Origin of the sequence: Nocardia sp. NPDC059229 (assembly GCF_042754165.1) — a bacterium.
Classification (GTDB): domain Bacteria; phylum Actinomycetota; class Actinomycetes; order Mycobacteriales; family Mycobacteriaceae; genus Nocardia.
The window spans coordinates 513,047-524,861 of record NZ_JBHZAK010000003.1; the positions used below are offsets into that span (position 1 = coordinate 513,047).

The following is an 11,815-nucleotide window of genomic DNA, read 5'->3' on the forward strand; positions in this document are numbered from 1 at the left end:
CTACTTCACCGCCCAGACCATGGACTCCGGCCCGGCGAGGTGTTCGGTCTGGGGATCGCGGAAACCGGTGTCGGCCAGCCAGGTTCGCAGGTCCGCGGCGGTGTAGTCGAAGCCGCCGGGGGTCTCGATGAGCATGTTGAGGCTCATCAGCAGACCGGAGAGATTGGTGCGGCGGTCGTCGTCGATGAGCGACTCGTAGACGAGGATGGCGCCGCCCTCGGGGAGGGCGCGGTGGGCCTTCTCCAGCAGCATGAGCTTGGTGGGCAGGTCCCAGTCGTGCAGGATGTGGCCGAAGACCAGGACATCGGCCTCGGGCAGCTCATCGGTGAAGAAATCGCCGGCTTGGAAGATGGCCCGATCTGCCACCGGCGCAATGTATTCGGTGAAGATCGGCTCCACCGCCGCCAGGTCGTAGCCGATGCCGTGCAGGTGCGGATTGGTCTCCAGGACGGTGCGCAGCAGCGCGCCCTGGGCGGTGCCGATATCGGCCATCGACTTCCAGCGATGCCACGGGAACACCTCGGCGAGGGCGTGCGCACTGGGCAGCGACAGCCCGGTCATGGCGCGCTGAAAGTCATAGAGCCGCTGCGGATCCCGGTAGAGCGTGGTGAAGAGGTCGCCGCCGTCGCGGGCCTCGTTCTGCGGCTGCCCGGTGCGCAGGCCCTCGGTGAGCCGGCCCCAGAACGGGTAGAGCCGGGCCGCGGCCATCTCCAGGAAGCCGCCGATGTACTCGCTGCCGGTGCTGTCGAGGTAGGTCGCGGTGTCGGCGGTATTGGCGTACCGATCGTCGGTGCGCCGCAGCATCTCCATGGCCACCAGCGCGTCGAAGAAGTCGCGGGCGGACCGCGGATGCAGGCCGAGTTCGCGCTGTAGCTGTTCCGCGGTCAGTTGCCGATGCCCGAGCACCGTGAACACGCCGAGTTCGACTGCGCTGAGCAAGGTCCGGGACTCCCAGAAACCCATTCCGATCCGCAGGATCCGTTCCATGGCGCATCACGATAGCCACAGCGACCCTCCGGCAAAGGCGGACGCGGCAAATCCGTCCCGGGGAGTGGGCTCAGAGCACGTCGATCCCGTACACCCGTTCGGCATTGCGGCGGAAGATCTGCTCGATGGCCTTGTCGTCGGCCCCGTGCCCGGCCAGCGCGGTGGCCACCGCCTCCGCGGCATTCGGGATGCTCGTAATCGGCTTGTCCACCGGGAAATTCGAGCCCCAGATGAGCCGATCGGCCCCGAACACGTCGAGCGCGTGCTCCAGCATCGGCGAAATCCGTTCCAGCAGTAGCGGAACCGGGGTCGGCTGACCCCGCCGCGGCACCTGATGCCCGAGGATCGGCATCATCAGGCCGCTCACCTTGGCCACCACATTGGCGTGCTGGGCGAGAGCGGTGAGGTCGTCGCGCCATCGCACGAACAGCTCGCGCCGCTGCCCGGAATTGCGCCCGGTGTTCCGCCCGACCGGCCCGAAAATGCCTGCGGGCGTGGCGAGATGGTTGAGCACAATGGTGGTGCCTGGATAGCGCTCGGCCAGCGCGGCCACCTCGGGCAGCTGTCCCGAGTACACCCACGCCTCGAACGCGAGCTCGCGGTCGGCGAGCGCGCCGAAGCCGTCCAGGAAGGCGGGGGAGGTGAGCAAGCCCGGTGTCTTGCAGCTAGCGCGCACGTCCGGGTCCGGGTGGTATTCGACGCGGGCGCGAATGCCCCGGAACAGCGGCGAGGCGGACCGGTGCGCGTCGAGCAGTTCGGCGAACTCGGCGGCGGTGGGGTCGCCCGCGCCCATGATCGCCCCGAGCGCGGGGGTGTCCACGCCGAAGGGCAGGCTGCTCACCCACCGGGTTTCGTCGGCGGGCCCGAGCGGACCCTTGCCGACCCACTCCACCTCGATGTGCACGATGGCCCCGACCGGTACGTCCCCGGCGTCTTCCTGATAGTCGCGCGGCAGGTACGGATGGATGACAGGTGTTGGATCCCCGACGAATTCGCGGTCGCGCCGCGGCGCCAGCCGCTTCGCCAGATCGATCGGCATCGGCACATAGCGGAACAGCTTCGCCAGCCCGCTGAACTCGCGTGGCGTGGTGAGCGGATCCCACTGGTGAATGTGGGCGTCCACGACAGTCATTCCCGCGAGGTCCATGAGATGCCTTCCGTCTGGGTCAGCCTGTTCGGATTGTTCCACGCCCATCCGCTCGAGCTCGCGTGTTCGGACATCGAAGCACGCCATGCCCTCGCCACCCCGGCGACACCGCCGCGGTCGTCGCCCCGGCCGGTATCCCGGCGGGTCGGTAGACGACTGTGCCGCGCCCGGCGAGGTGGGCGCGGCACAGTTGTTGTGCGGTGGTGCGATTCGCGGCTACGGCAGCACCTGCGGGATGACGTTGGGGTCGAGGATGCCGACCAGGGCGCCGATGCCGCCGCCGATCAGGGCGCCGAGGGCCGAGCCGCCGATCATGCCGGGGACGGAGCCGACGACAGAGCCGAGGGCCGCGCCGCCCGCACTGCCGGTGAGCGCGCCCGCGGCCGCGCCGTTCAGGGCCGGGTCGGGGAACTGGGCACTCGGGTTGGTGGCCACGGGGTCCAACGGGACGCCCTCGGCGACCGGGTTGGCCTGGACCGGCTGTACGGCCGGGGCCGGCGCGCTGTCCGGCGCTTCCGCCGAGGCCACGCCCGTGAACAGGGTGGCGGCGGCCGCGACGGGCAGTGCGACGGCGATCAGTCTGGCGGTGGTTCTCCGGGTGGTATGACGCATCATGGTCTTCCTGTCCTCCGCGACCCGATTCCCCGATCCGAATCGAATGTCAGCTGTGATCGAACCGAACGATTCAGATATAGCTGAGAAATTGCTTTCGATCGGAAATCGGCACGCACCAGAATCGGAAGTTTTTATCAGACATTGCGCCGATACTGACCGCCCACCGTGAAGAAGGTGTCCGTGACCTGCTGGAGTGTGCACACTCGCGCGGCATCCATCAGCACCTCGAAAACGTTCTCGTCGCTCGCCGCGGCCGCCGCGAGCCGGGCCAGCGCCGCCGGCGCCGCATCCCGGTGCCGATCGGTGAATTCGCGGACTCGTTGCAGCTGAGACTGTTTTTCCGCCTCGGTGCCGCGGGCCAATTCCAGCACCCGAGGTGCTTCCTCGTGCCCATTGCGGAAGGTATTGACCCCGATGATGGGCAGGCTGCCGTCGTGCTTGCGCCGCTCGTAGAGCATGGACTCGTCCTGGATCCGCCCGCGCTGATAGCCGGTTTCCATGGCACCGAGCACCCCGCCGCGCTCGCTGATCCGCTCGAACTCGCGCAGCACCGCCTCCTCCACCAGATCGGTCAGCTCGTCGATGATGAAGCTGCCCTGCAGCGGGTTCTCGTTCATCGTGAGCCCCCACTCCCGGTTGATGATGAGCTGGATGGCCAGCGCCCGGCGCACCGATTCCTCGGTCGGCGTGGTGACCGCCTCGTCGTAGGCATTGGTGTGCAGGCTGTTGCAGTTGTCGTACACCGCGATGAGCGCCTGCAGCGTGGTGCGAATGTCGTTGAAGCTCATCTCCTGTGCGTGCAGTGACCGCCCGGAGGTCTGCACGTGGTACTTCAGCTTCTGCGACCGCTCGTTGGCCCCGTACCGGTCGCGCATGGCGATCGCCCAGATGCGCCGCGCCACCCGGCCGATCACCGAGTACTCGGCGTCCATGCCATTGGAGAAGAAGAACGACAGGTTGGGCGCGAAGTCGTCGATGTCCATGCCCCGCGCGAGATACGCCTCCACATAGGTGAAGCCGTTGGCCAGCGTGAAGGCCAGCTGGCTGATCGGGTTCGCCCCGGCCTCGGCGATGTGATAGCCGGAGATGGACACCGAGTAGAAGTTGCGAACGCCGTTGCGCACGAACCACTCCTGGATGTCGGCCATCATGCGCAGGCTGAACTCGGTGGAGAAGATGCAGGTGTTCTGGCCCTGGTCCTCCTTGAGGATGTCGGCCTGCACGGTGCCGCGCACCGTGGCCAGGGTGCGGGCGCGCAGGCCGGCCGCCTCGTCGGGGGTGGGCTCGCGGCCCTGCTCGGCCGCGAACTCCGCCACCGCCTGATCGATGGCGGCATTGAGGAAGTAGGCCAGAATCGTCGGCGCGGGACCGTTGATGGTCATGGACACCGAGGTGGCAGGCGCGTCGAGGTCGAAGCCGTCGTAGAGCGCCTTCATATCGTCGAGGGTGGCGATGGACACCCCGGAGGTGCCGACCTTGCCGTAGATGTCCGGCCGCTCGGCCGGGTCGTGCCCGTACAGCGTGACCGAGTCGAAGGCGGTCGAAAGCCGTTTGGCCTCGGCGTGTTCGGAGAGCACCTTGAACCGGCGGTTGGTGCGGAAGGCATCGCCCTCGCCCGCGAACATGCGCGCCGGATCCTCGTTGTCGCGCTTGAACGGGAACACCCCGGCGGTGAACGGGAAGCGTCCCGGCAGGTTCTCCGAGCGCAGGAACCGCAGCAGCTCACCGTGATCGGTGAAGCGGGGGAGCGCCACCCGGGGAATCGAACTGCCGGACAATGTCTCCCGGCGCAGCGCTGTCCGCAGCTCCCGATCGCGGACCCGCACCACCTGTTCGTTGCCCCGGTACGATTCCGCGACCACTGGCCATTCCGCCAGCAGCGCAGCGGTTTCCGGCGTCTGGCCGGCGCGAGCCTGCGCGAGCAGCCCGCGCAGCACCTCTCCGGCAGCATCGGACGTGACGGCTTCGCTGGTGGTCGCGGTCGCCGGGGAAGCCGGGAGTGCGCCGCCGCCCGGCAGCTCGGCGAGTACCTGCTCCAGGCGCTGGACACGCCGCGCGGCGTCCATCTCGCGCGCGGTGCCGGCATGGTAATCCCGTACGGCTTCCGCGATTTCGGCCAGATAGCGCACGCGGGCGGGCGGAATGATCTGGGCGAAGCGGGTGGAGGTGCGGGTGGCCACCCGCGGCAGCACGCCTTCCTGCAAAGGCAGCCCCTGCTCGGCGAGCAATCCGCTCAGGTGCTGGTAGAGCGCCGTCACGCCGTCATCGTTGAAGGTCGCCGCGCTGGTGCCGAAGACCGGCATGTCCTCGGGCGTGGCGTGGAACTCCTCCCGATTCCGCACCAGCTGCCGCGACACATCGCGCAGCGCGTCCTCGGCCCCGCGCCGTTCGAACTTGTTGATGGCCACCACATCCGCGTAATCGAGCATGTCGATCTTCTCGAGCTGGGAGGCCGCGCCGAACTCCGGCGTCATCACGTACAGCGACACGTCCACGTGCTCGGCGATGGCCGCGTCACCCTGGCCGATGCCGGGCGTCTCCAGGATCACCAGATCGAATCCCGCTGCCTTGCAGGCGATCACCATGGTGTCGATATCGTGCGGCAGTTCCCGCTCGCCCCGGGTGGCCAGCGACCGGAAGTAGACCCGTTCGCCGTCGAGGGCGTTCATCCGGATCCGGTCGCCCAGCAGCGCACCCCCGCCGCGCCGCCGGGTCGGGTCCACCGCCAGCACCGCGACCCGCAGCTTGTCCTGCTGATCGGTGCGCAGCCGCCGCACGAGTTCGTCTGTGAGAGAGGACTTTCCGGATCCGCCGGTGCCGGTGATGCCCAGCACGGGCACGTGCCGCGCGGCCGCCGCGGCCGTCAGCGCCGCTCGGTCCGCCTCCGGCAGCGTCCCCTGCTGCAGGCAGGTGAGGGTCCGCGCCAGCGCCGCCCGATCCCCGCTCAGCACCGCCTCCACCGACGCGGGCGTGTGTGAAAGATCCACGTCGCAAGCCGAAATCAGGCGATTGATCATCCCCGGCAGTCCGAGCCGCTGCCCGTCCTCCGGCGAGAAGATGGTCACCCCCGACTCGGCCAGCCGCGCGATCTCCTCGGGAATGATCACCCCGCCGCCCCCGCCGAAGATTTTCACGTGCTCGGCCCCTGCCTCCTTCAAGGCCTGCGCCAGGTACTCGAAGTACTCGATGTGCCCGCCCTGATACGAGCTGACCGCGACGCCCTGCACGTCCTCGGTGACGGCCGCGTCCACGACGTCGCGCACGGCCCGGTTGTGCCCCAGATGAATCACCTCGGCTCCCTGGGCCTGCAGGATTCTTCGCATGATGTTGATGGCCGCGTCATGGCCGTCGAACAGCGCCGCTGCGGTCACGAACCGCACTGGATGAACCGGGACATGCAGATCGGGCATGCGGTTGCTCCAACTCTCGGAGGCTCTCTGGGTGCTGTGAATTATCCCACAGCCAATACTTGGATGTCCAACTATAGGATCGCCACAGACCGCGCAATCGGCGCGCAAGCATCGAGACAGGACTGGCATGGCTCGCGAACTCACCCACTTCATCGGCGGGAAGCACGTCCCGGGAACTTCGGGCAACTTCGGCGATGTGTTCAACCCCAGCACCGGCCAGGTTCAGGCACGGGTGCCGCTGGCGAGCAAGAGTGAGGTCGAGGCGGTCATCGCGAATGCCGCCGCCGCACAGCCGGCCTGGGCCGCCATGAACCCGCAGAAGCGCGCGCGGATCCTGATGAAGTTCCTGACCCTGGTGCAGGACGAGATGGATTCGCTGGCCGCACTGCTCTCCAGCGAGCACGGCAAGACCATCGCCGACGCCAAGGGCGACATCCAGCGTGGCCTCGAGGTCATCGAATTCGCCGTCGGCATCCCGCACCTGCTCAAGGGCGAGTACACCGAGAGCGCCGGCACCGGCATCGACGTGTACTCCATGCGGCAGCCGCTGGGCGTGGTCGCGGGCATCACCCCGTTCAACTTCCCGGCCATGATCCCGCTGTGGAAGGCCGGACCGGCGCTGGCCTGCGGTAATGCCTTCGTGCTCAAGCCCTCCGAGCGTGACCCCTCGGTGCCGCTGCGCCTGGCCGAGCTGTTCCTCGAGGCCGGACTGCCCGCGGGCATCTTCAATGTGGTCAACGGCGACAAGGAAGCCGTCGACACGCTGCTGCACGACGAGCGCATCAAGGCCGTCGGCTTCGTCGGCTCCACCCCGATCGCGCAGTACATCTACGAGACCGCCTCCGCCAACGGCAAGCGCGCCCAGTGCTTCGGCGGGGCCAAGAACCACGCCATCGTGATGCCGGACGCCGACCTCGACGATGTGGCCGACCAGCTCATCGGCGCGGGCTACGGCTCCGCGGGCGAGCGCTGCATGGCCATCTCGGTCGCCGTGCCGGTGGGCGAGGAGACCGCGGATCGCTTGCGCGCCAAGCTCATCGAGCGCATCAACAAGCTCAATGTCGGCGTCTCCGACGACCCGGGCGCGGACTTCGGCCCGCTGGTCGGCCGCGACGGCGTGGACCGGGTGAACAACTACGTCCAGATCGGCGTCGACGAGGGCGCGGAACTGGTGATCGACGGACGCGGCCTGGTCGTCGAGGGCGGCGAGGACGGATTCTTCGCGGGCGCTTCGCTGTTCGACCGTGTCACCCCGGAGATGCGGATCTACCGGGAAGAGATCTTCGGCCCGGTGCTGGCCCTGGTCCGCGCCAAAGACTACGAAGAGGCGCTGCGCCTGCCCAACGAGCACGAATACGGCAATGGCGTCGCCATTTTCACCCGCGACGGCGACACCGCCCGCGACTTCGCCGCCCGCGTCCAGGTCGGCATGGTCGGCATCAATGTCCCGATCCCGGTGCCGATCGCGTACCACACCTTCGGCGGCTGGAAGCGCTCCGGCTTCGGCGACCTCAACCAGCACGGCCCGGACTCGATCCGCTTCTACACCAAGACCAAGACGGTGACGCAGCGCTGGCCCGCGGGACTCAAGGAGTCCAACGCCTTCGTCATCCCGACCATGGACTGACCTGATGTTCGTACTTGACGAGGACGAGAAGGCGATCGTCGAGACCGCCCGCTCCTTCGCCGACGAGCTGCTCGCGCCCAATGCCCTGGAATGGGATGAGCGCAAGCACTTCCCGGTGGACGTGCTGCGCAAGGCGGGCTCGCTCGGCCTGGGCGGCATCTACGTGCGCGAGGACGTGGGCGGCTCGGAGCTGCGGCGGCTGGACGCCGTGCGCATCTTCGAGCAGCTGGCCACCGGCTGCCCGGCCGTGGCCGCCTACATCTCCATCCACAATATGGCCACGTGGATGATCGACACCTACGGCGATGCGGCGCAACGCAATCGGTGGCTGCCGGGGCTGAGCTCCATGGACCTGCTGGCCTCCTACGCGCTGACCGAGCCGGGCGTCGGCTCCGACGCGGCGGCGCTGAGCACCAAGGCCGTTCGTGACGGCGACGACTACCTGCTCACCGGCGTCAAGCAGTTCATCTCCGGCGCGGGCAGCACCGACGTGTACGTGATCATGGCGCGCACCGGAAACGAAGGGGCGAGCGGGATCTCGGCCTTCATCGTCCCGGCCGATACGCCCGGGCTGTCCTTCGGGGCCAACGAGAAGAAGATGGGCTGGAACGCGCAGCCCACCCGGCAGGTCATTCTCGACAATGCCCGGATCCCGGCGGCCAACCTGCTGGGCGAGGAGGGCAACGGCTTCCGCATCGCCATGAACGGGCTCAATGGCGGACGGTTGAACATCGCCGCCTGCTCGATGGGCGGGGCGCAGGCCGCGCTCGATCGGACCGTCGCCTATCTGGCCCAGCGCAAAGCGTTCGGCTCGCGATTGCTGGACAACACCGCCCTGCAGTTCGAGCTGGCCGATATGCGCACCTCGCTGGAGGCCGCCCGCACCCTGCTGTGGCGGGCCGCGGCCGCGCTGGACGCCGACGCCCCCGACAAGGTGGAGCTGTGCGCCATGGCCAAGCGGTTCGCCACCGACGCCGGGTTCGAGGTGGCCAACAAGGCCCTGCAACTCCATGGTGGCTACGGTTACCTGGCCGAATACGGCATCGAGAAGATCGTCCGCGACCTGCGGGTGCATCAGATTCTCGAGGGCACGAACGAAATCATGCGGGTGGTCGTCGCCCGCTCGGTGGTAGGAGCAGCATGAGCGCTGAGGCATCGAAGAGCACGGTGCACGAACCCGAGGTGTTGATCGAGCAGCGCGACGGCCTCGGCCTGATCACGCTCAACCGGCCCCGCGCCATCAATGCGCTCAATCACCCGATGGCGCTGACCATCCTGGACGCGCTGCGGGCCTGGGCGGACGACGACGAGGTGCGCGCGGTGGTGCTCACCGGCGCGGGCGAGCGCGGGCTGTGCGCGGGCGGCGACATCGTCGCCATCCACAACGACGCTGAGCACGCTGTGGCCCAGGGTGATTCGCCCGAGGTGGCCGCGGATTCCCCGAGCGGCACGTTCTGGCGCGACGAGTACATCCTCAATGCCCTCATCGGCCGCTACCCGAAGCCGTATGTCGCGGTCATGGATGGCATCGTCATGGGCGGCGGTGTCGGCCTGTCCGGGCACGCCTCGCACCGCATCGTGACCGAGCGGTCCATGGTCGGCATGCCCGAGACCGGCATCGGCTTCATCCCGGATGTCGGCGGCACCTACCTGCTGGCGCACGCGCCGGGCGAGATCGGCACCCATATCGCGCTCACCACCGCGCGCATGTCCGCCGGTGACGCCATCGCGGCCGGGTTCGCCGACTATTTCGTTCCGTCGGAACACATTCCGGCGCTGCTGGAGGCACTGACCACCGCCGAGGTCGACGTGGCCATCGCCAAGTTCGCACAGCCCGCACCGGTCTCGGAGTTCGTGGCACAGCAGGAGTGGATCGACTCCTGCTACAGCGCGGACACCGTCGAGGAGATCGTGCACCGGCTGCAGCTCGACGGCCGGGCCGAGGCCGCCAAGGCCGCCGCCGACGTGCTGTCGAAATCGCCGGTGGCGCTGAAGGTCACGCTGCGCTCGCTGCGTGATGCGCGCCGGGCCGCCGACCTCGAGACGGCGCTGAACCAGGAGTACCGGGTCTCCGTCGCCTCCCTGAACACCCACGACCTGGTGGAGGGCATCCGCGCCCAGGTCATCGACAAGGACCGCAACCCGCAGTGGTCGCCCGCCACCCTGGCGGACGTCACCGACGCCGACGTGGACGCCTACTTCGGCGCGCTCGGCGATCGCGAATTGGGTTTGGCCGCACCTGTTTCAGGCGAATAGAGCATTGAAGGACGAGCAATGAGCACTAACACCAAGGTCGGGTTCCTGGGGCTGGGCCACATGGGCGGACCCATGGCCGCCAACCTGGTCGAGGCCGGATACGACGTCCTCGCCTTCGACCCCGTGCCCGCCGCCCAGGATCAGGCGCGCCAGGACGGGGCGACCGTGGTCGCCACTGCCGCGGAAGCGGTTTCGGCCTCCGACATCGTGATCACCATGCTGCCCAACGGCCGCATCGTGCTCGACCTCTACGGCGAGATCCTCCCGGCCGCCAAGCCGGGCACCCTGTTCGTCGACTGCTCCACCATCGACGTCGCCGATGCCAAGCAGGCCGCGGAACTCGCTGCGGCAGCGGGACATCGGGCCCTGGACGCCCCGGTCTCCGGCGGCGTGGCGGGCGCGGCGGCGGGCACCCTCACCTTCATGGTGGGCGGCTCGGACGCCGACTTCGCCGACGCGCTGCCGCTGCTGGAGGTGATGGGCGGCAAGGTCGTGCACTGCGGTGGCGCGGGCGTGGGTCAGGCCGCCAAGATCTGCAACAACATGCTGCTGGGCATCTCCATGATCGGCCTCTCGGAAGCGATTGTGCTGGGCGAGAAGCTGGGGCTCACCCACGACAAGTTCTTCGACGTGGTCTCCACCGCCTCGGGGCAGTCGTGGGCGCTGACCTCCTATTGCCCGGTGCCCGGACCGGTTCCGGCCAGCCCGGCCAACAATGACTACCAGCCCGGCTTCGCGACCGCACTCATGTCCAAGGACCTGGGTCTCGCGGCGAACGCGCTGCGGGCCAATGGCGTCGACGGGCAGATCGGGCAGCTGGCGGCGGAGATCTACAGCCGCTTCAACCAGGACGAGGCGGGCAAGGACTTCTCGGCTATCGTCACCGATATCCGCAAGCGATCGGGAGAGGAACCGGCGTGACAGACTTCGAGACCATTCTGCTGGAGCGCAAGGGGCGTGTCGCCCTCATCACGCTGAACCGGCCGAAGGCCCTCAACGCGCTGAACTCGCAGGTCCTGGCCGACATTTCGGCGGCGCTGGACGAGCTGGAGAACGACAACGAGGTCGGCGCGGTCGTGCTGACCGGGTCCGACCGGGCCTTCGCGGCCGGCGCGGATATCAAGGAGATGCAGTCCAAGTCCTATATGGACATGTTCCTGACCGACCACTTCGCCGGTTGGGACCGACTGGTCGCGTTCCGTAAGCCCATCATCGCCGCGGTCGCCGGCTACGCCCTCGGCGGCGGCTGCGAACTCGCCATGATGTGCGACATCCTGCTCGCCGCCGACACCGCCAAGTTCGGGCAGCCCGAGATCAAGCTCGGCGTCATCCCCGGCATGGGCGGCTCCCAGCGACTCACCCGCGCCGTCGGCAAGGCCAAGGCCATGGACCTCATCCTCACCGGCCGCAATATGGACGCCGAGGAAGCCGAACGCGCGGGCCTGGTCTCGCGCATCGTCCCCGCCGCCGACCTCGTCGCCACCGCCATGGAGGTCGCCGAGACCATCGCGTCCATGTCGCTGCCGTCGGTCATGATCGCCAAGGAAGCGGTCGACCGCGCCTTCGAAACCACCCTCACCGAGGGCCTGCGCTTCGAGCGCCGCGTCTTCCACTCGCTCTTCGCGACCGAGGACCAGAAGGAAGGCATGACCGCCTTCGTCGAGAAGCGCCCGGCGAACTTCACCAACAAGTAAGCGCCGCAACCCCTCTCGGAACTCTCGTGCCCCGCTGCCTGAAGGCAGCGGGGCACGAGAGTTCCGAGAGGGGGCAGGT

9 protein-coding genes are annotated in these 11,815 nt (G+C 68.3%); 5 read left to right on the top strand and 4 right to left on the bottom strand.

The genetic code is table 11. The features are described 5' to 3' along the window. The 4 genes from ACFXHE_RS11215 to icmF form a co-directional block, all read right to left on the bottom strand. Window positions 1-987, bottom strand: a complete 987-nt coding sequence (locus ACFXHE_RS11215; RefSeq protein ID WP_379382071.1) for a methyltransferase — start codon at window positions 985-987, stop codon at window positions 1-3. Window positions 988-1,057: 70 nt separating this feature from the next. Next, window positions 1,058-2,134: an amidohydrolase family protein gene (locus ACFXHE_RS11220; RefSeq protein ID WP_379382073.1), complete on the bottom strand. Its 1,077-nt coding sequence runs from the start codon at window positions 2,132-2,134 to the stop codon at window positions 1,058-1,060. A 216-nt stretch (window positions 2,135-2,350) separates the two neighbouring features. Continuing rightward, window positions 2,351-2,749 carry a hypothetical protein gene (locus tag ACFXHE_RS11225; RefSeq protein ID WP_379382075.1) on the bottom strand — a complete coding sequence of 133 codons (399 nt, stop codon included), beginning with the start codon at window positions 2,747-2,749 and terminating at the stop codon, window positions 2,351-2,353. 134 nt (window positions 2,750-2,883) lie between these two features. After that, window positions 2,884-6,159, bottom strand: a complete 3,276-nt coding sequence (icmF, locus tag ACFXHE_RS11230; protein WP_379382077.1) for a fused isobutyryl-CoA mutase/GTPase IcmF — start codon at window positions 6,157-6,159, stop codon at window positions 2,884-2,886. Window positions 6,160-6,286: 127 nt separating this feature from the next. Here icmF and ACFXHE_RS11235 point away from each other — a divergent pair, with 127 nt between their 5' ends. From ACFXHE_RS11235 to ACFXHE_RS11255, 5 genes are read left to right on the top strand one after another with little or no spacing between them, the layout of a single operon-like run. Then, the gene (locus ACFXHE_RS11235; RefSeq protein WP_379382079.1) at window positions 6,287-7,786 is read left to right on the top strand and encodes a CoA-acylating methylmalonate-semialdehyde dehydrogenase; all 1,500 of its coding nucleotides are present in this window, start codon (window positions 6,287-6,289) and stop codon (window positions 7,784-7,786) included. A 4-nt stretch (window positions 7,787-7,790) separates the two neighbouring features. Further along, the gene (locus tag ACFXHE_RS11240) at window positions 7,791-8,930 is read left to right on the top strand and encodes an acyl-CoA dehydrogenase family protein (RefSeq protein WP_379382081.1); all 1,140 of its coding nucleotides are present in this window, start codon (window positions 7,791-7,793) and stop codon (window positions 8,928-8,930) included. After that, window positions 8,927-10,042: an enoyl-CoA hydratase/isomerase family protein gene (locus ACFXHE_RS11245; protein ID WP_379382083.1), complete on the top strand. Its 1,116-nt coding sequence runs from the start codon at window positions 8,927-8,929 to the stop codon at window positions 10,040-10,042. The genes ACFXHE_RS11240 and ACFXHE_RS11245 overlap by 4 nt, the downstream gene beginning before the upstream one ends. Before the next feature lie 18 nt (window positions 10,043-10,060). Continuing rightward, a complete protein-coding gene (gene mmsB / locus ACFXHE_RS11250) occupies window positions 10,061-10,963 on the top strand; it encodes a 3-hydroxyisobutyrate dehydrogenase (protein WP_379382085.1) in 903 nt (300 codons plus the stop codon). After that, the gene (locus tag ACFXHE_RS11255) at window positions 10,960-11,736 is read left to right on the top strand and encodes an enoyl-CoA hydratase (RefSeq protein ID WP_364623263.1); all 777 of its coding nucleotides are present in this window, start codon (window positions 10,960-10,962) and stop codon (window positions 11,734-11,736) included. Before mmsB ends, ACFXHE_RS11255 begins: the two co-directional genes overlap by 4 nt. Window positions 11,737-11,815: the final 79 nt, after the last annotated feature.